The sequence below is a fragment of the Luteibacter sp. SVR4-7G genome (assembly GCF_056755555.1).
The window spans coordinates 145,643-165,907 of sequence record NZ_JBPGXO010000001.1 but is presented as its reverse complement, the minus strand read 5'-3'; the positions used below and the strand labels follow the sequence as shown (position 1 = coordinate 165,907).

The 20,265-nt window shown below is 66.6% G+C and carries 12 protein-coding genes and 1 pseudogene; 4 read left to right on the top strand and 9 right to left on the bottom strand.

The window, feature by feature from the left end; all coding sequences use genetic code 11:
* Positions 1 to 133: 133 nt before the first annotated feature.
* Positions 134 to 2,716: an ATP-dependent chaperone ClpB gene (gene clpB / locus ACR9ZH_RS00660; protein WP_481288823.1), complete on the bottom strand. Its 2,583-nt coding sequence runs from the start codon at positions 2,714 to 2,716 to the stop codon at positions 134 to 136.
* Between the two features lie 276 nt (positions 2,717 to 2,992).
* Between clpB and otsB the strand changes: the two genes are divergently transcribed.
* Complete coding sequence (gene otsB, locus ACR9ZH_RS00655) at positions 2,993 to 3,772, top strand: trehalose-phosphatase (RefSeq protein WP_481288822.1); 780 nt, start codon at positions 2,993 to 2,995, stop codon at positions 3,770 to 3,772.
* Positions 3,769 to 5,190: an alpha,alpha-trehalose-phosphate synthase (UDP-forming) gene (otsA, locus tag ACR9ZH_RS00650; protein ID WP_481288821.1), complete on the top strand. Its 1,422-nt coding sequence runs from the start codon at positions 3,769 to 3,771 to the stop codon at positions 5,188 to 5,190. The genes otsB and otsA overlap by 4 nt, the downstream gene beginning before the upstream one ends.
* Before the next feature lie 100 nt (positions 5,191 to 5,290).
* Here otsA and pgeF read toward each other — a convergent pair whose 3' ends face one another.
* Positions 5,291 to 6,046 carry a peptidoglycan editing factor PgeF gene (gene pgeF, locus ACR9ZH_RS00645; protein ID WP_481288820.1) on the bottom strand — a complete coding sequence of 252 codons (756 nt, stop codon included), beginning with the start codon at positions 6,044 to 6,046 and terminating at the stop codon, positions 5,291 to 5,293.
* A 2-nt stretch (positions 6,047 to 6,048) separates the two neighbouring features.
* On the bottom strand, positions 6,049 to 7,023 hold the full coding sequence (rluD, locus tag ACR9ZH_RS00640) for a 23S rRNA pseudouridine(1911/1915/1917) synthase RluD (protein WP_481288819.1): 975 nt from the start codon (positions 7,021 to 7,023) through the stop codon (positions 6,049 to 6,051).
* A 69-nt stretch (positions 7,024 to 7,092) separates the two neighbouring features.
* Here rluD and ACR9ZH_RS00635 point away from each other — a divergent pair, with 69 nt between their 5' ends.
* Entirely contained in the window at positions 7,093 to 7,920 is an 828-nt protein-coding gene (locus ACR9ZH_RS00635; protein ID WP_481288818.1) for an outer membrane protein assembly factor BamD, read from the top strand.
* Positions 7,921 to 8,076: 156 nt separating this feature from the next.
* On the opposite strand, the gene ACR9ZH_RS00630 is transcribed toward ACR9ZH_RS00635, so the two are convergent.
* The 6 genes and pseudogenes from ACR9ZH_RS00630 to ACR9ZH_RS00605 form a co-directional block, all read right to left on the bottom strand.
* Complete coding sequence (locus ACR9ZH_RS00630; RefSeq protein ID WP_481288817.1) at positions 8,077 to 9,693, bottom strand: NAD+ synthase; 1,617 nt, start codon at positions 9,691 to 9,693, stop codon at positions 8,077 to 8,079.
* A 209-nt stretch (positions 9,694 to 9,902) separates the two neighbouring features.
* Positions 9,903 to 10,940: a serine hydrolase domain-containing protein gene (locus tag ACR9ZH_RS00625; RefSeq protein ID WP_481288816.1), complete on the bottom strand. Its 1,038-nt coding sequence runs from the start codon at positions 10,938 to 10,940 to the stop codon at positions 9,903 to 9,905.
* A gap of 2 nt (positions 10,941 to 10,942) precedes the next feature.
* Positions 10,943 to 11,643 (bottom strand): annotated as a pseudogene (locus ACR9ZH_RS00620) (M15 family metallopeptidase).
* Positions 11,603 to 14,245 carry a membrane dipeptidase gene (locus ACR9ZH_RS00615; protein ID WP_481288815.1) on the bottom strand — a complete coding sequence of 881 codons (2,643 nt, stop codon included), beginning with the start codon at positions 14,243 to 14,245 and terminating at the stop codon, positions 11,603 to 11,605. Before ACR9ZH_RS00615 ends, ACR9ZH_RS00620 begins: the two are co-directional and overlap by 41 nt.
* Before the next feature lie 125 nt (positions 14,246 to 14,370).
* Complete coding sequence (locus ACR9ZH_RS00610) at positions 14,371 to 17,358, bottom strand: TonB-dependent receptor (RefSeq protein WP_481288814.1); 2,988 nt, start codon at positions 17,356 to 17,358, stop codon at positions 14,371 to 14,373.
* A 54-nt stretch (positions 17,359 to 17,412) separates the two neighbouring features.
* Positions 17,413 to 18,906, bottom strand: coding sequence for a transglutaminase-like domain-containing protein (locus ACR9ZH_RS00605; protein ID WP_481288813.1), 1,494 nt, complete (start codon positions 18,904 to 18,906; stop codon positions 17,413 to 17,415).
* A gap of 206 nt (positions 18,907 to 19,112) precedes the next feature.
* Here ACR9ZH_RS00605 and ACR9ZH_RS00600 point away from each other — a divergent pair, with 206 nt between their 5' ends.
* Entirely contained in the window at positions 19,113 to 20,261 is a 1,149-nt protein-coding gene (locus ACR9ZH_RS00600) for a DUF819 family protein (RefSeq protein ID WP_481288812.1), read from the top strand.
* The last annotated feature ends 4 nt before the right edge of the window (positions 20,262 to 20,265 follow it).

Genomic DNA, 20,265 nt, shown 5'->3' with positions numbered 1-20,265 from the left:
GTGATCTCGGTTGCTTGACAGTCATGAGGTGCACTGTAGGAGCGGACCTTGTCCGCGACAGCTCCTCGCGAAGAGCAGCAGGACCTGCCGCCCCACCGCGAAAGGCTGTCGCGGACAAGGTCCGCTCCTACAATTATGCCGCCTCGAAGATGAGGTGGTTTCCGTCGGAATCGACGCGCACCGTCTGCCCGGGCGAAAACGCCCCCTGCAGGATGCGCTGCGCCAGCGGATTCTCCAGTTGCTGCTGGATCGCCCGCTTCAGCGGCCGCGCCCCGTACACCGGATCGAAGCCCGCGCTGCCAAGCAGGTCGAGCGCCCGGTCGGTGAGGTCCAGCGACAGCTGGCGGTCGGCGAGGCGCCGGGCCAGGTAGTCGAGCTGGATGCGCGCGATGGAACGGATCTGCTTCTTGTCGAGCGGGCGGAAGACCACGAGGTCGTCCAGGCGGTTGATGAACTCCGGGCGGAAGTGCGCCTGCACCACGCCCAGCACCGAGGCCTTCATCTGCAGGTAGTCCGCCTCGCTGTCGCCAGCCTGTTCCTGGATGAGGTTCGAACCGAGGTTGGAGGTCATCACGATGACGGTGTTGCGGAAATCCACCGTGCGGCCCTGGCCGTCCGTCAGGCGCCCGTCGTCGAGGACCTGGAGCAGGATGTTGAAGACGTCCGGATGCGCCTTCTCGACCTCGTCGAGCAGGATCACGCTGTACGGGCGGCGGCGTACCGCCTCCGTGAGGTAGCCGCCTTCCTCGTAGCCCACGTAGCCCGGGGGCGCGCCGACCAGGCGGCTCACGGAATGCTTCTCCATGAACTCGCTCATGTCGATGCGGACCATCGCGTCCTGCGTGTCGAAGAGGAAATCGGCCAGCGCCTTGCACAGCTCCGTCTTGCCCACGCCCGTGGGGCCGAGGAACAGGAACGAACCGTAAGGACGGTTCGGATCGGAAAGGCCCGCGCGCGCGCGGCGGATCGCGTCCGAGACGGCTCGCACCGCTTCGTCCTGGCCGACGACGCGCCCATGCAGCGCCTCTTCCATGTGCAGCAGCTTCTCGCGCTCGCCCTCGAGCATCTTCGCCACCGGGATGCCGGTCCAGCGCGCGACCACCTCGGCGATCTCTTCCGCAGTGACGCGATCCTGCAGTAGCGTGAAGTCTTGCTTTTCCGCCTTCTGCGCGGCGGCCAGCTGGCTTTCCAGTGCCGGCAGGCGGCCATACTGGATCTCGCTCATCGCGCCGTAATCCTGGCGGCGTTGCGCGGCCTCCAGTTCCAGGCGGGCCTGTTCGATCTGCTCCTTGATCTTGGTGGCGCCCTGGAGCGTGGCCTTCTCCGACTTCCACACCTCGTTGAGGTCGGAGAATTCGCGGTCGAGCTTTTCGATGTCGGATTCCAGGTTGGCGAGGCGCTGCTTCGATTCCTCGTCCTGTTCCTTCTTCAGCATCTCGCGCTGGATCTTCAGCTGGATGAGCCGGCGCTCCAGGCGGTCCAGCTCTTCCGGCTTGGAATCGATTTCCATGCGGATGCGCGAAGCGGCCTCGTCCATCAGGTCGATGGCCTTATCAGGGAGTTGGCGATCGGGGATGTAGCGCGCGGACAAGGTCGCCGCCGCGACGATCGCCGGGTCGGTGATCTCCACGCCGTGGTGCACCGCGTAGCGCTCCTTCAGGCCGCGCAGGATCGCGATGGTGTCTTCCACGCTGGGCTCGCCCACGAACACTTTCTGGAAGCGGCGTTCTAGCGCGGCGTCCTTCTCCACGTATTTGCGGTATTCGTCGAGCGTGGTCGCGCCGATGCAATGCAGTTCGCCGCGGGCCAGCGCCGGCTTCAGCATGTTGCCGGCGTCCATCGCGCCATCGGCCTTGCCCGCGCCGACCATGGTGTGCAGCTCGTCGATGAAGAGGATTACCCGGCCTTCCTGCTTGGAAAGGTCGCTCAGCACGCCCTTCAGGCGCTCCTCGAATTCGCCGCGGAATTTCGCGCCGGCGATCAGCGAACCCATGTCGAGCGAAAGCACGCGCTTGTCGCGCAGGCCCTCGGGCACCTCGCCGTTGACGATGCGCTGGGCCAGGCCTTCGACGATGGCTGTCTTGCCGACGCCGGGCTCGCCGATCAGCACGGGATTGTTCTTGGTACGGCGCTGCAGCACCTGGATCGTGCGGCGGATTTCCTCGTCACGGCCGATCACCGGGTCGAGCTTGCCGCTCTCGGCGCGCTCGGTGAGGTCGATGGTGTACTTCTCCAGCGCCTGGCGCTGGTCCTCGGCGTTCTCCGACTGCACCTTCTCGCCGCCGCGCAGTTTCTCGATGGCGGCTTCCAGGCGTTCCTTCGTGGCGCCGGCCGCCTTCAGGGCGCCACCGGTCTCGCCGCGATCCTCCAGCGCCGCGAGGACGAACAGTTCGCTCGCGATGAACTGGTCGCCGCGCTGCTGGGCCAGCTTGTCGGTGAGGTTGAGCAGGCGATTGAGGTCGTTGCCCAGGCTGATGCTGCCTTCCTGGCCGCTGACCCGGGGCAGGCGCTCGAGGATCTCGCCCAGGCGCTGACGCAGCGCGGGCACGTTCACCTGGGCCTGGGTCAGCAGGGGCGCCGTGGAACCGCCCTGCTGGTCGAGCAGTGCGGCGAGCAGGTGGACCGGCTCGAGGATGTTGTGGTCGCGGCCGACGGCCAGCGACTGCGCGTCGGCCAGTGCCTGCTGGAAGCGCGACGTGAGTTTGTCCATTCGCATCGTGTTTTCTCCGAAGGTCATGGCGCGCCCCGGGCCCTCCCCGCGACCGCCTCTCTGGCGACACAGATGCGGGTTCCTTGCCCAACCTTCAACGGCGGGAGGGGTTGTAGGAGCGCGCCTTGCGCGCGACAGCTTTTCGCCAAGAGCACCAGGCCCTGTGGCTCACGGCCCCAAAAGCTGTCGCGCGCAAAGGCGCGCTCCTACACCGCTGCGGGCAGCGGTATTTTCACGGCCTGGCGTGCATGCTTGCGGGGATACCCCGACACCGGACTCCACGTGACCGCCGCCAGCCTGCCCCGCCCGCCCGCCGAACTCGTCACGCCCGCCACGGCCCTGTTCCTCGATGCCGACGGCACCCTCCTCGCCTTCGCCGACGATCCGGACCGCGTCGTGGTCCCGGACGGCATGCTCGACACGCTGGACGCCATCCGCGACGCGCTTGGCGGCGCGCTGGCCCTGGTCAGCGGACGCGCCATTGCGGGCCTAGACAGGATCTTCGGGCGACCACAGTGGGCGGCAGCCGGGCAGCATGGCCTCGAACTCCGTCGGGCGGACGGGAGCACGACCACCGTTCCCGTCGATGCCGGCGAGCTGGCCAGCCTGCGCGAGGCGGTCCACGCCGTCGCCGCGCGCATGCCGGGCGTACGCGTGGAGGACAAGAGCTGGTCGGTGGCGCTGCATTGCCGCGAGCATCCCGAATATTCGGCGGAACTGGAGCGCCTCGCGCCTGCCATTGCCGCGCGCTTCAGAGGTTTCGAACTGCAGCCGGGCAGCTACGTCTACGAATTCAAGCCACGGGGCATGGACAAGGGCGTGGCGGTGGCCACCCTCCTCGACGCGGCGCCCTTCCTGGGCAGGCACCCGGTGTACCTCGGCGACGACCTCACCGACGAACATGCCTTCGCCACGGTCAACGATCGCGGCGGCGCATCCGTACGCGTCGGTGCAAGAACGCCGTCATGCGCCGTGTTCACATTGTCTAGCCCGGCCGATGTCCATGCTTGGCTGAATTCCGTGAAAGCTGCATTGACGCGAGGAGCCGCAGCGAGACAATGAGTCGATTAGTCGTCATATCGAACCGCGTCGCGCTGCCGAAGCAGACGCAGACAGGCGGATTGGCGTCCGCCATGAACGCGGCGCTGCAGGAAATGGGCGGGCTCTGGTTCGGCTGGAGCGGGAACATCGCCGCGGAGACCGGCAAGGAGTTGCACGAGGTCCGCGACGGGAACATCAGCTACGCCACGATCGACATGTCCAAGACGGACCATGACGACTACTACAGCGGTTTCGCCAACCGGGCGCTGTGGCCGCTGTTCCATTATCGCGGCGACCTCGTCGATTACCGGCGGGACCACCTGGAAGGCTACCTGCGGGTCAACCGCATCTTCGCGGAGCGCGTGGCAAAGCTGCTGCACAAGGACGATATCGTCTGGGTGCACGACTACCACCTGATTCCGCTCGCGGCCATGCTGCGCGAGCTGGGGGTGGAAAACCGCATCGGTTTCTTCCTGCACACGCCGCTTCCGGCGGCGGGCTTGCTGATCACGCTGCCGCGCCACCGCGAACTGCTGGAGCCGCTGGCTTCCTACGATCTCGTCGGCGTGCACACGCAGCGCGACCTGCGCGCGCTGGAAGACTACTTCCTCCACGAACTGGGCGCCGCCATGCGCACGGGCGGCCGCATCCGCGCCGCCAACGGGCGGATCTTCCGCGCCGGAGTCTTCCCGATCAGCATCGATACCGCCGAAGCGGTGGAGCTGGCCCACCGCGCGGAGGACAGCGGCGCCGTGGCCAAGCTCAAGGCATCGATCGACGATCGCGCCCTGATCATCGGCGTGGACCGCCTCGACTATTCGAAGGGCCTTCCGGAACGCTTCGAGGGTTTCGCCCGGCTGCTGCGCGACCACAAAGAGATGCGCGGCCGCGTGTCGCTCCTGCAGATTGCGCCGCCGTCACGTTCGGACGTGCCGGAATACCGCTCCCTGCGCCGCGAACTGGAGCGCAGCGCGGGGCACATCAACGGGCAGTACGCCGAGCCGGACTGGGTGCCGATCCGCTACGTGAACAAGTCCTTCGCCCATAAGGTGCTGGCGGGGTATTTCCGCGTGGCGAAGGTCGGCCTGGTGACGCCGCTGCGCGACGGCATGAACCTCGTCGCGAAGGAGTACGTCGCCTGCCAGGACCCGCAGGATCCGGGCGTGCTCGTGCTGTCGCGATTCGCCGGCGCGGCGCAGGAACTCGATGCCGCGTTGCTGGTGAATCCTTCCGACCTGGACGAAGTGTCCGAGGCCCTGAAACGCGCGCTGGAAATGCCGCTCAAGGAGCGGCGCATGCGCTGGCAGTCGATGATGGACGTGCTGGAACGCAACGACATCACGACGTGGCGCAACGCATTCCTGCACGCGCTCACCGAGCCGCCGCGGGTGAAGCCGGAAATCTACATCCCTTCGCCGATGACGGTGTACGAGCGCTAGCGCGCTGTAGGAGCGCGCAACGCGCGCGACAGCCTTTCGCCCCGGTCCGCAAAAGCCCGTGCAGGCTCTCGCGAAAAGATGTCGCGCGCGGTGCGCGCTCCTACATGTCCCTGGAGGTCCAGATCAGGGACGCAAACCGCCCGCTCGCGGCACCCTCCCGGCGATACGAATACAAGCGCTCGTCGCGGAACGTGTCGAAGCCGCCGCCGGATACCCGCTGCACGCCCGCCGCCGCCAGCTTGCTGCGCGCCAGCATGTAAAGATCGCAGGTCCAATGCCCCGGCCGGGTCGGCGTAAAGGCCTCGTCCGCCGCCGGATCTCCTTCGACGAAGGCCGCGCGCACCTCGGCACCCACCTCGTAGGAAACCCCGCCGATGGCGGGGCCAAGCCAGGCGACCAGCGAACTGGGCGGCACGCCCATCCGGGCGACGGTGTTTTCGAGCACGCCGGCCGCCAGTCCGCGCCAGCCGGCGTGGGCCGCGCCGATGCTACCCCCGTCGGCGCTGGCGAAGAGCACGGGGAGGCAATCCGCCGTGAGGATGGCCAGCACCCTGCCCGGTCCCCGCGCCACCGCTGCATCGGCAACCGGCTCCTCGCCGGAGTCCGCCGCGACCGCCGCATCGGCTACCTCGTGGCCGTGCACCTGGCGCAGCCAGAGGGGTGGCGCCGGCAGCGCCAGAGCCAGCGACACGGCCGCGCGGTTCGCCGTGACGGCGGCCGGGTCGTCGCCGGAACGCAGACCGAGGTTCAACCGGTCGTACGGTGGAACGGACACGCCGGGGCCCAGGCGCGTCGACACGGCCGCCCCCACGTTCGCCGGAGCGTCCCATTCCGGCACGATCCACGCCTCGCCCATGCTCATTCCTCGATCGGATGCAGCGCGGTATCGGCCCGCAGCGCCTCGATCAGCGCGTCCTGGTCGGCCGGCCGCGGCGAATCGAACTCCAGGTACTCGCCCGAGACCGGGTGCTCGAAGGCCAGCTTCTCGGCATGCAGGGCCTGGCGCCGGAAGCCGCGCAGGGCATCGATCAGCTCCTGGCTCGCGCCGCGCGGCAGGCGCAGGCCGTTGCCGTAGAGCTGGTCGCCGACCAGCGGATGGCCCAGGTGCGCCATGTGCACACGGATCTGGTGGGTACGGCCGGTCTCCAGGTTGCACTGGATCACGCTGTGGGCCCGGAAACGCTCGCGCACCCGGTAATGGGTGATCGCTTCCTTGCCGCCGTCCTCGACATCGCGCACGCCCTGCTTCAGGCGGTCGTGCTGGTGCCGGCCGATGGGCTGGTCCACGGTGCCGCCGGCCACCATCGTGCCCAGCACCACGGCCTCGTACTGCCGGTGCACGTCGTGGCGGGCCAGCATGGCGACCAGGGCCGTATGCGCCGCCATGCTCTTCGCCACCACCATCAGGCCGGCCGTGTCCTTGTCCAGGCGATGCACGATGCCGCCGCGCGGCAGCTCGGCCAGCGCCGGGCTGTGGTGCAGCAGGGCATTCAGCAGGGTGCCCGCCGGATTGCCCGCGCCGGGGTGGACGACCAGCCCAACGGGCTTGTCGATCACCATCAGGTCGCCGTCCTCGTAGCGGATGTCCAGCGCGATGTCCTCGGGCTGGGCGTCGACCTCGGCCTCAAGCTCGGCCTCCAGGGCCACCTGCTCGCCGCCCCGGACGAGGTGCCGCGGGGCCACGCGGGCGCCGTCCAGCAATACCTTGCCCTCCTTGATCCAGCCGGTGAGGCGGGACCGGGAGTATTCGGGGAACATCTCCGCCAGGGACTGGTCGAACCGCCGACCCGCCGCCGCCACTGGCACGGTGGCCTCGTGTCTGACCGTCGTCATACCGCCCCGCCCGGCCAGAGGCCGGTTTCGGCTATCATGCCTTTTCGCTCAAGCATCCGAACTCTCTCAATGCGTGCAACCAAGATCACCATTCTGCTCGTCCTCGTCTTGTCGATGAGCGCCTGCTCGATGTTCCGCAGCAAGAAGGAGACGATCGACACGATGCCGGTCGACCGGCTTTATGCCAATGCCCATGAATCGCTGGAGCATTCCGACTACGCCGCGGCCGAGAAGGCCTATCAGCGACTCATCGCGCGCTTCCCGTCGGGTGACATCAACGAGCAGTCGCAGATCGAACTGGCTTACGCGCAGTACAAGGACAACAAGCCGGACGACGCGTACTCGACGATCAACCGCTTCATCAAGACGTTTCCGACCCACAAGCATGCGGATTATGCCTATTACCTGCGCGGTCTGATCAATTTCGACCGTACGGGGGGCTTCATCGAGCGCTACCTGTCGCGCGGCGACGGCGCTTCCACCCGCCGCGACCAGGGCTTCAACCTCACCGCATTCGACGATTTCAGCCAGCTGACCCGGCGTTATCCGAACAGCGCGTATGCCACCGACGCCCGCCAGCGCATGATCTTCCTGCGTAACCAGCTGGCCCAGTTCGAAATCAACGTGGCCGAGTACTACCTGCGCACGAAGTCGTACATCGCCTCCGCCAACCGCGCCCAGTACGTGGTGGAGCACTACCAGCAGTCGCCGCAGACGGCCGACGCGCTGGCCATCCTCACCCGCAGCTACATCGCGCTGGACCGCCAGCCGCTGGCCGAGCAGACCCGCAAGGTGCTGGCCCTGAACTATCCGAATCATCCTTACCTCGAGGACCCGGACTGGCCGTACCATCCGTCGATCTGGCGCAAGGCCATCCCGTTCTCCGGGCATCACTGACCCGACCCGCGCACGCTTGTACAGCCGGCGCGCTGTAGGAGCGCGCCTTGCGCGCGACAGTCTTTCGCCCCGGTCCATCAGACAGCCTTCCGCCCCGGTCCACCAGCCCTTGCAGGGAGTCGCGAAAAGCCGTCGCGCGCAGGCGCGCTCCTACATCTAGCGCCAGCCTGAGGTGATCGGGTAGCGGCGTTCTCGGCCGAAGGCCTTGGTGGTCACGCGCGGCCCCGGCGCAGCCTGGCGGCGCTTGAACTCGTTCACGTAGACCATGCGGATCACCCGGCGCACCGTGGCATCGTCGTAGCCGGCGGCGATGATGTCTTCCGCCGAAGCCTCGCCTTCGATGAACAGCTCGAGGATGGCGTCGAGCTGGTCGTACGGCGGCAGCGAATCCTGGTCGGTCTGTTCGTGGCGCAGCTCCGCCGAGGGCGGGCGGTCGATCACCGCCAGGGGAATCGCGCCGTCGATCGCCGCGCGCCAGCGGGAAAGCGCGTAGACCGTGGTCTTGTACACGTCCTTCAGCGGGGCATAGGCACCGCACATGTCGCCGTAGAGCGTGGCGTAACCGACGGCCATCTCGCTCTTGTTGCCGGTGGACAGCAGCAGCTTGCCGGTCTTGTTAGACATGGCCATCAGCAGCACGCCGCGCGTGCGCGATTGCAGGTTCTCCTCGGTGATGTCCGGCTCGCGTCCGGCGAAGACCGGCGACAGCGTGCCGGTGAAGGCCTCGTAGATGCCCTCGATGGGCAGCACGTGGTACTCGACGCCGAGCTGTTCCGCCTGTGCCTTGGCCTCGCGCAGGGACAGGTCCGAGGTGTACACGGTGGGCATCATTACCGCGGTGACCTTGTCCTTGCCCAGCGCATCGACCGCAATGGCGAGGGTAAGCGCCGAATCGATGCCCCCGGAAAGGCCGAGCAATACGCCGGAGAAACCGTTCTTGCCGATGTAGTCGCGCACGCCGCGCACGAGGCCGGCGTACATGATCGCCTCCGCCGACCGCGTGTCCGCCTCGGGCCAGTCGATCGCCGAAAGGCGCTTTGTCTCCGTGTCGTACTCCACGGCGAGGAGCATCTCTTCGAACGACGGCGCCCGGGCCGCGATCTCGCCATCGGCCTGCACCAGCAGGGAATGACCGTCGAACAGCAGGTCGTCCTGCCCTCCCACGAGGTTCACATAGGCGATGGGCACGCCATTCTCGGTCGCCCGGCGGCGCAGGAGTTCCTCGCGCGTGGCGGCTTGGCGGCGGTCGTAAGGCGACGCGTTGATCACGAGGATCAGTTCGGCACCGGCCTCCGCGGCATGCGCGGCGGGTTCGGCTTCCCAGATGTCCTCGCAAATCAGCATGCCCACGCGCACGCCGTCGATCATGAAGACGCGCGTGCTTTCCCCATGCTGGAAATAGCGCTTCTCGTCGAACACGGTGTAATTGGGCAGGGCCTGCTTGTGGTACGTCCACTCCATGCGGCCTTCGCGCACGAGCGTGGCGGCATTGAATACTTCGCCGCGCGTGTCCGGGTGGCCCACGACCGCGGAGATGCCTTCGATCCTCGGGGCCAGGGCCGCGAGCTCGTCCGCGCAGGCTTCGAGGAAGCTCGGGCGTTGCAGGAGGTCTTCGGGCGGATATCCAGAGAGCGTGAGCTCGGGGAAGGCGATCAGCGAGGCACCCAGCCGGTCGCGGGCTTCCTCGGCCAGCGCCTGCACGCGCCGTGCATTGGCAGCGGCAGCACCCACCGGGAAGTCGAACTGGGCCAGGGCGAAGCGGAACGTGGACATGGGGGATCCGTGCAGTCGCGGGGAACCACCATGATAAGCCAAGGTGTAGGAGCGCGCCTTGCGCACGACAGCTGTTGAGGCCGTGACCTGGAGCTGGCGCGCCAGCTTTCGGAGTGGAACGAAGGCCGTCGCGCGCGCAGGCGCGCTTCAGAGGAGCCACGGGGCCTGCTGCTCACGGCCTCAAAAGATGTCGCGCGCAAGGCGCGCTCCTACAGGTATCGGTGGGCTATCGCTAGGGCGGTTTTGTAGGGTTCGGGGTCGTTGCGGTTGGTCAGCAGGATCACGGTCAGGTGGCGGCCGGGGTAGCGGACGATCACGTTGCGGAAGCCGATGGTCTCACCCGAATGCCATAGGGAATCCCCCGTGATGCGCCAGCCGTAACCGTATTCCACCGTCGGATCGTCGGTGCGCGTCTTCGGCGTGAATGCCGCGGCACGCGACGATTCGCTGAGCAACCGGTTGTCGTACAGCGCGGCGTCCCAGCGGGCCATGTCGTCGATGGACGAATAGATGCCGCCGTCGCCCAGCACGGAACTGGTCATGCTCTGGTCGGTCCGCACCCAGCGACCGCCCTCTTCGCTGTAACCATAGGCGCGGTTGGGCACGGCGGGGCCCTCGTTCACGTACGCCAGCGTGTTGTTCATGCCCAGGGGCAGGAAGATGCGCTGGCGCAGGAAATCCTGGAAGGACTTGCCCGAGGCCTTCTGCACGATCAGGGCGAGCATCGCGTATCCGCCGTTGCTGTAGCGGTACGACGTGCCCGGCGCGAAATAGAGGTGGTCCGTTTTGGCCATCAGGTCCAGCACGTCCTTGTCGCGCAGCGGAACGCGTGTATCCGCCGGCATCACGTCCTCGTAATCGACCAGGCCGCCCTGGTGGCTCAGCAGCTGGCCGATGGTGATGGCGTCGGCGGCCGGAGGAAGCTCCGGAAGCCACTTCCTTGCGCGGTCGTCGAGGGAAAGCTTGCCGTCCTGTACCAGCAGCAGGATCGCGGCGGCCGTGAACTGCTTGCTCACCGAGGCGAGCCGGTAATTGGTTTGCGGCGCCGCCGGTATGCGGTGCTCCAGGTCCGCGAAACCGTAACCGCGCCGCACCAGCGGCACACCGTCGCGGATCACCAGCAACGAGGCACCCGGGACGTTGCCCTCGTAACGTGCCATCAAGGTATCCACCGACGCATCGGGCGACGGCCTGGCGGCGCACGCGGCGAGCAGCAGGCAGGAGGCAAGGAGGACGGCGATGCGCATGCTCACTCCACGGGGACGTCGTAGATGGTGTCGGCGGCTGCGGCGGAAGGCAGCGAGTAGTGCCACCATTCCTGCGGGTAGTTGACGAAGCCTTCCTTCGCCATGGCGCGCAGCAGGCGCTGGCGGTTCGCGCGCTGCGCGTCGTCGATGCCGGGAAAACCGGTATGTGCGCGAGGATCGAAGAAATCGAAGTCCGTGCCCATGTCCAGCGGCGTGCACCGCCCACCCTCGCAGCGCATGAGCGTGAGGTCCACGTGGCGCCGCGGCTGTGGCCGGAGACCGGGGCGATGTATTCGCCCAGGAGCTTATCCTTGCCCAGGTTCGGGTAATGCGCGGCTTTCGTCCGCGTGTCGTTGGGGTCGCGTGCCCAGCGGACGAAGTCCGCCACGGCGCGTGCGGGGCGATAACAATCCCATATGCGCAGCCGGTAACCCTCCTTGCGCAGGGCGTCCTCCACCCGCGCAAGGGCTTCGGCGGCCGCGCTGCGCAGGAAGCACTTCGGCGCGCGGTAGCCGTCGACGGGGCCACCGGTGAAATTGTCGCTGCCGGCGTAGTGGATGGTCTCCGCGATGTCGGGCACGAGCGCGCGGATATCCGTCATCCCTGCCTCGGCAGGGGTGCGCGCGGGCGACACGCGCGGCGGCGTGTCCGCGGCGTGCACGCTAAGGGCAAGCACGCACGCGAGTGAAGTCCAGGTCTTCATAATCGTTGCTGAAGTCGGCATCGGGATCGACCTTGGTGAGGCGCAGATTGTCCGGCGCGGCCAGATCGAGCCAGGGCTCGGCATCCATCCGCTCTCCCTTCCACTGCACGAGGTAACGCGTGCCCACGCGCTCGAGCGTACCCGTCATGACCGGCGATCGCGCCGCGACGAAGCCTACTCCACCTTTCGCGGGACAGATGCTCACCTCGCCGAACCACGAATCGCGCCATACGCCGAGCAGTGCCTTCGCCTCGTCAGCCGATGCCGCGACGCGCGACGACGTGTCGGGCGCCCGCGAGGCGCCGGGAGCGGCGGCTTCCGCCGCCATGAGGTCTGCGTACTCACCCACCGTGTGCTTCTCGCCGGGGGCCGTAAACCGTTTCAGGAGGGCTTCGGCCAGCGCATCGCGGGCGTCCTCGCCTCCGCCGTTCATCATGATCACGAAGCCGCTGCGTTTTTCCGGAAGCAGGCTGAGCGTGGAATACATGCCAGATAGCGTGCCGGTGTGCGACACGCTCCACTGCCCGTCCACGTCGGCAAGGCGCCAGCCATAGCCGTAGCCGTACAGATGGGTGTCGTTCCAGGCCTTGCGGCGTTGGCCGACCGGCATGGGGTTCTGGATCGACCACAACGGCTCGCGGTGCCTGGCATCCAGCCAGGCGAGCTGGGATGCGTCCGGAGTCAGCCAGTTGGCGGCCCAGCGCAGCATGTCGTCGAGATCGCAGCGCACGCCGCCGGCCGCTGCGGAGGTGATGGCCGGAATCGCCGATGCATCCGCATTCACCACCTCGTTGCCATGGTCGCCGTGGCGATGAGGCTGGGCGACGTTGCCGACGCCATCGCGCGACCAGCTGCCAATCTGGCAGCGGGAGAGGCCCAGCGGCTCGAACACCTCGCGACGAAGCAGGGTCTCGTAAGACGCGCCACCTGCCGCCGCGGCGACCTCGCCGGCAACGACGTACAACAGGTTGTCGTACGCATAGCGCGAGCGGAAGCTGTGCTCCGGTTTCAGGTAAGCGAGGCCTGCGAGGATGTCCTTGCGGCTGAAGCGGTTCGGTTCCGGCCACAGCATCAGGTCGCCCGCGCCCTCGCGCAGGCCGCTGTTATGGATCAGCAGGTCGCGCACCTGGATCTCGCGGGTGACCCACGGGTCGTTCATGCGGAAATCCGGAAGGTATTTCACCACCGGATCGTCCCAGCGCAGCTTGCCGGCCGCGACGAGGCGTGCCAGCAGGGCCGTCGTCATCGCCTTGCTGTTGGAAGCGATCTTGAACAGCGTGCGGCTGTCCACCTTGCGCCCCGATCCGGCCGCCAGCACACCCGACGTGCGCGTGTAGACGGTCTTCCCGCCCTCGATCACGCCCACGGCGATGCCCGGGATGTCGTAACGGGCGATCGCTTCGTCGACCAGCGCATCCAGCGATGCGGACGAAGCCGCTTCGTCGGCCGCCCAGACGCGCAGCAGGTTCCCGCTCCAGATCTTCGCGATGTCCGTGTCGGAGAAGCCCCGGTTCTTCAGGCCCGCGGTGACGTTGCGGGTTTCGGAAGCATCCAACCACCCGGTGATTTCGCCGCCGCCGTCGAAGTCGGACGCGATGCCCACATGGTCGACACCGGCGACCTTCACCATGTGCTGGATGTGGTCGAGGAAGTCGTCCAGCGTCGCCAGCGGATGCTCGCGCTGGATCGCCTTCATGCCTTCGATGTAGGACGGCAGGTAGTCGTGCTTCTCGCTGTCGTATTCCTTGTCGCCGGCCTCTTGCGCCACGCGCTTCTGCAGGGCCTTTTCGGCGGCCTCCCGCGCGGGATCCTTCTTCAGGAACTCCTTGTACGCCACCGCCTGGATCACGCCGCCCTGCGCCGCGATCGCCTTCAGCAGGTCGTCGGGCAGGTTGCGCGGATGATCGGTGATCGCGCGCGCGGACGAATGCGAGGCGATGATCGGCGCGGTGGATAGAGCCAGCACGTCGCGCACGCAGGCGTCCGACGCATGCGATACGTCCACCATCATGCCCAGCGCGTTCGCGCGCCGGACGACCTGACGGCCGAAGTCGCTCAGGCCGAGGTTGCTGTCGGGCTTGTCGCCCAGCTCCTTGCTGGGCAGCGAACTGCCGCAGAGGTCGTTATTGCCCACGTGCGCCAGGCCGACGTAGCGAGCCCCGCGTGCGTACGCGGCGTCCAGCCGCTTCAGGTCATGGCCGAGCGAATAGCTGTTCTCGATGCCGATCATCGCCGACAGCCGGCCGGCCGCCTTGTTGGCGCGCACGTCTTCCGGAGTGCGCGCCAGCCGGATCTGCTCCGGGTAGCGCTTGAGCACGAGGTCGATGCCGTCGTACTTGCGCGCGGCCTGGGCGACGGCTTTCGCATAGCCCGCAGGCGTCAGCGGACCCTGTTCGACATAGATGACGAAGAAAGCCGCATCGAGGCCGCCGCGGCGCATCTTCGGCAGGTCCACCTTGAGCGGACCGTCCTTGCCGGCGTCGAACTTCGGATCGTGCATGTACGACAGGGGGATGTCGACATGCGTGTCCAGGGTGAGGGGGTGGTCCTGCGCCTGCGCGGCGGCGCAGAACAGCAGGGCGATTGCCAACGCGTTTTTCATGCAGCTCCCTCTGTAGGAGCGCGCAAAGCGCGCGACATCTTTTCGCCCCTGTCCCCAGGCTGGCGCGCCAGCTCAAGGTCACGGCCTCAGAAGATGTCGCGCGCCCTGCGCGCTCCTACATGTCCTCAGAAGTCGATCGAGACCGTCAGCTGGCCGAACCGCGGCGGCTGGAAGCGGATCGGTTGCAGGTACGTGTTGCTGAAGCTGCCGATCGAGGTCTGCAGGTCCTGGTCGACGCCCGTGGTGCGCTGCTGGTTCAGCAGGTTGTATACGGCGAACTTCACCCGGAGGTTGTTCTTCTCGTCCAGCGGCAGCAGGTAGGTGATGCTGGCATTGAGGTTGAAGGTCCAGGGCGTGCGCTTCGCGCCGCGCGCCGACTCGACGTACACGCGGTTTTCCGAGACCGGGTCCGCGCAATTCTCCACGCAGATGAAATAGCTGTGGTACGAGGTCTTGTCGTAGGGGTTGCCCACGCCATAGGCGGTGATGGGGCTGCCCGACAGCGCCGTAACGTCTGCACCGATCTGCCAGTTCTTGCTGAGCGCATAGGTACCGCGGAACTTGAACTGGTGGCGGTGGTCGTTCGGCAGGTAGCCGCCCGACAGGTTCACCCACGGATCGTCGAAGTTCTCGGTACGGCCGGTATCGTCGAAGTTCGTGTCCGAGTTGACCGGACCTTCCGCGTTGCCGCGGCTCCACGAGAGCACGTAGGAGGCGTTGAACATCCACTTCTCGTCCCACGCACGGTCGACCTGGAACTCCAGGGAACCAAAGGTGCGGCGCGGCTTCTTCCAGCCGCGCTGGCCGAGGTAGTTGCCCGAAGCGTCGTACAGCGCCCAGCCCTGCTTCGACGTGTCGATGGTGAGGTAGCCATCCGGCGTCCCGTCGCAGTTGGTGTCGCCGTAGACGGTGACATTGCGGCCGGGATTGGCCATCACGTAGCCGACGTAGCCGTCGCCGCCGCATTGCGGCGTGGCGCTGATCTCCATGTCGTCGATGGCGTCATGCAGCTTGCGATAGGTGCCGCTCACGCCCCACGACCACTTGTCCGTCAGCATCTGCTGGAAACCGAGGATCGCCTCGTCCTGGTAGACCGGGTCCATGTTCTTGTCGACTTCGGAGCGCAGGTCGCCCACCGTGCCGTTGCCCTGCGAGGTGTCCACCGCACCGATCTGCTGGCCGAGGATGGGCACGGCGTACTGCGAGCCGTTGCGGTCGAGGATCTGGTAGCCCTCGAAGGTGTAGAACGTGCGCTCGTCGAGGAGGCCGCCGGCCTGCTTGATGTTGATCACGTTGGCCACCGGCAGGTAGTAGCGGCCGAGGTTGCCGAACACCTTCAGGCTGCCGTCGCCCTTGAGGTCCCAGGAGAAGCCCAGGCGCGGCGCGATCATGTTGTCGACCTTGATGTAGCTCTTCCCTTCGGCGGTCTTGTTGTCGAAGGAGTCGCTGCGCAGGCCCACGTTCAGCAGGAAGGTCGGCGTGATGTTCCAGTTGTCTTCGATGTAGTAGGCGTTGTTCGTCGTTTCGAACGTGCCACCGATGTTGTAGCGGCGCTGGCGGACGTACATGTCATAGCCCGGGGGCATCACGCCGTCGTTCTCGATGGTGGCGCCGGGATCGGCATGGACGATGTTGTAGTAGTACTCGCCGGGACCCGGATAGTGACGCTGGTATTCCGAGGTGTCGACCTCGTGGTCGTAGCCGAAGCGGACCAGGTGGTCGCCCAGCGTCCATTCGAAGTCGGCACGGCCCTGCTTGCGGGTGTCGTTGCGCTTTTCCACCATCGTGCTGGAGCTGCAACCCAGCGGCACGTCCGGCGCGTCGGCGCTGTCGTCGATGCGCACCGGGTTGCACTCGGCGTCGGCGAGGCCATGGGTAAACGCCTCGCGCTCGTTGCGCCCATACATCAGCTTCATCGACAGGTTGTCGACCAGGTAGCTGGTGAAGGTACCGTTCCAGTTCCTGCCGCCGGTATCGCTGGTGATGACGTCGTTCTTCGTGCCTTTCGTGCGCGTGGCGAAATCGTACGTGTAGACCGAGCCTTCGTTCGTGTCCTTGTCGGAGAAGGCCATGAACTCGAGCAGGTTCTTGTCGTTGATATGCCAGTCGACCTTGGTGCCCCAGAAGCCGGAGTCGGTGTCGTTCTGGGTCAGCAGGGTGCCTTCGTTATTCGTATTCTGCGGCGTGTAGCCGCGCGCCTCGTACATGGCGAAGAAGAACAGCTTGTCCTTCACGATGGGACCGGACGCGTACACGTTCATCTTCGTACGCGAGTAGTGGTCCTCGGACGAGGTGATGTAACGCTCGCCGTCCCAGTAGCGGTTCTTGGTCGTCGCCTGCCAGTCGCTGGGCTCGAAGGTCATCTCCGCGCCCGCCTTGAATTCGTTCGTGCCCGAGCGGGTCACGGCGTTCACGACGCCGCCGGTGGTGCGGCCGAACTCTACGGAATAGCCGCCGGTCTTGACCTGGAACTCCTGGTAGAAGGCGAACGGCGCCTCGGAGAAGCCATTGCGGTTATAGAAGTCGGTGACGTTGAGGCCGTTCACGTAGAACGAGTTCTCGGCGACCGACGAACCGCCGAAGGAGATGCCGCCGAAGCCGGCATTGCCCTTGTTCACGCCCGGCGCCAGCAACGCCACGGCCTGCACGTTCTGGTCCACGGGCAGGCGGCGGATTTCCTCACGACTGATGTTCGTCGCTATTTCGGTCGAACTGACGTCCACCGCGGAGATGACTACCGGGGCGCTCACCTGCACGCCTTCCAGTTCGGTGGTGCCCGTCGCGCCGCGCTCCACGAGGTTCACGGTGGTGGCGTTGCCGAGGCTTACGTTCACCTCCGCCGTCGTGCCCACCGGCTTGCCATCCTTGCTGCTGTCGAGCTGGTAGTGGCCGACCGGCAGGAACGGAAAGCGGAAATTGCCATCTGCATCGGCGGTCACTGTGCGGGTCAGGCCAGTGCCCGGGTCGCGCACGGTGACCGTGGCGCCCGACTTGGTGCGGCCTATGATCGAACCGTCCGTGTTCGCGCCCCAGGCCACGCCGGATACGGCAAGACCCAGGCCGATCGCCATACACAAGGCGCCGTGGCGCAATGCACGCCGGTTCGTCTTCATGTCCCCCATCTCCCCACTCCCATAAGATGATGTTTTCGGGTTGTGTACTGCCCGTCAGTGCTTCGCGTCGCCGGCCCCTTCCGGCGTGTCGACGCGATGCCAACGGAAGTCGTAATCCCACTGGTCGAAATACAGGTTGCCGCCCTTCCATTCGACTTCGCCGCGTTGCGAGTCGACCGTCTCCGAGCGGAAGAAGGTCTTCGCCGGCACGAACGGCCGCGAGTAGTCGTCGTTGAAGGCGATGCGATAGGCGTCCAGGCCGCCGAGGTAGAACCACTCGAGCTTGTCGTCGCCCGGCTTTGCGTTCGCCCCGGCCGCCAGGCGGCCGAAGGTCACGTCCATCGGTACCCATCCGTACGGTGCCAGGTACACCTGGCCCCAGTCGTGGATGTTGTTGTACTTGCCATCGGAGAAGATCCAGCCGGACTGCCAGCGCGCCGGGATGCCGTTGAGGCGCAGCAGGGTCATCAGCAGCAGGGTCTGCTCACCGCAATCGCCGTGGCCGGCATGCAGGGTGTAGTCGCCGATGTTGGAGAGGGTGGAATACTCGCGCGCACCGGCCCAGGGAATCGTGTCCACGGCGGCGAACAGCTTCTGCGCGATGCGGTACGGGTTGGTCTCGTTGCCCACCGCGCGCTTCGAATACGCGCGCATGGCGTCGGTGAACACGATGTGCGGCGCACGCTCGGCGACGAAGGGGGCCAGTTCGGGGGTGATCGGCGTGCGCGTGACCTTCGCGGGGTCGATGTCGACGTAGCGGGCGTAGAGGGTCAGTTCGTACGTGATCGAGAACTCGGTCGGCTTCCCCGCCACGGCCTTCTTTTCGAGGTACGCCGTGCGTTGGAGGGTCGACTCCGGCGCGACCTTCGCGCCCACAGGCTCACTGGAGACCAGGCGGATGTCCTCCTGCTGCCCCTTGATCGCGCGCGGATACGGGATCCACGCGCGGACCGTCTCGCCGGCGGGAACGGCGTCCGCCTTGACGGTGAGGATCTGGGTCACGCTTTCGCGTCGCGGCAGCACGCTGCTCGCATGCTGCGCGAGCGCGGCCTCGCGCACGGCGCGATGGTGGTCGTTGAGTACCTCGTTCGGGCCGTCGTCGAACGGCTTCTGTTCCGCGCGACGGGCACGGGCCTCCGCACTGATGCGGAACAGGTTGCCGGGCGAGCGCTTGAAATAGAGCGTGCGGCCGTCGATCACCTGCTTCTCGAGCAGGCCCGCCTCGTCCCACTTCGCGAATTCGGCATCGGTGAGGTCGGGGATCTGCTTGCGCAGGCGCGCCTTCACCGCCTCGGCATCGAGGGTGAAGTCGATGAGGATGCGGCGCATGCGTTCGCGCTGGAATTCGAGGGTGTTGCGTTGGGCAGGCGTCAGGCCCGGCTTGGACAGTGCCTTGGCAATGGCCGCTTCGGCTTCCTTGAAATGGCCGGCGTCGATCTGTTTCGACGCCGCGTCGCCGACAGGGTCGGTTGCCACCAGGCCACCCAGGCCCACGGGCGCCGGCGAGGTCTGTGCGTACGCGGGCGAGACCGCATAAAGGGTCGCCACCAGGCACGCCGCCAGCGCGGAACGAATCGCGTTTCGTAAAGCCGCTTTCACCGTTCGGTATCCCCGATGCAACCGTGGTGGGTGGACGTGCTGTGATGGCTGTGTAACATGCTTGCAAAGCGCGGTCAATAATTTATGCTTCGGGCTACTTCGTTAGGAATAGATATTCCTGACGACCGTTGAGACACCACCCGGGGAGGGGACGCGTGATCCAGTCGGTTTGGCCTTATCTGGCCGTGATGCTGCTTGCGGCGGGGTTCTGGCCGGCGATCGAGCGGCGCTTTGCCTGGAAGGCGTTCGACATCCTTCCGCCTATCGTCCTCACCTACCTCACCGTCACGGCGTTGTCCGTCGCCGGGTTCTGGACCGCAACGCCGGAAATCCACGAGGCGCAGCAGACGCTGGTGTCGCGGATGGTGCCCGCCCTGCTCTTCCTGCTGATGATCAACTGCGACCTGCGCGCCATCCTCGCGCTGGGTCCTCGCGTGCTCGGCGTGTTCGTCTGCACCTCGATCAGCCTGTTCACCGCCTTCGTCCTCACCTTCCTCCTTTACCGGCACTGGATGCCGGGCGATGGGTGGATGCCGCTCGCCTCGCTGTCGGGCAGCTGGATGGGCGGCACCGCGAACATGATCGCCGTGAAGCAGGCGATCGGCATGTCCGATACGTCACTGGCCACCACCCTGCTCACCGATGCCCTCTGTTATTCGATGTGGGTGGTGGTGCTGTTCGCCGTGGCACGCCTCGCGCCCGCCTTCAACCGCTGGACGCGGGCGACATCCAGCGCAGACATGAATGTGGCCGAGGCGGCCGTTCGCGCGCCGGCCACGGGGGACAGCGTGCTGCTCTGGCTCGGCCTCGCGGTCCTCGTCTCCAGCGTGTCCGCCCTGCTCGGCGAGCACATGCCCGTGGGCAGCATGGTCTCGCCGACGACCTGGACGATCCTCATCGCGACCATCGCCGGCCTCGTCGCGGCACATACGCGACTGGCGCGGCTTCCCGGAGCGCAGGCCGTGTCCAGCGCGCTGCTGATCTCGGTCGTGGCTGTGCTTGCCTCGCAGAGCAGCTTCGCCGGCATCGCCGCCGCGCCGCTCTACCTGGTCGCGGGGGTCACCGTCATCGCCATCCACGCCGTGCTGCTCTGCATCGCCGCACGGATCTTCCATTTCGACCTCTACCTCTGCGGCATCTCGTCGCTCGCCCACATCGGCGGCGTGGCGGCCACGCCGGTGCTTGCCGCCACCTATTCGCGATCGCTGGTGCCGGTGGGCATCCTGCTCGCGCTGCTCGGATATATCCTCGGGACCGGCTTCGGTCTCGTCGTCGCCGCGGTGCTTTCGGCGCTGGCCTCCTGATCAA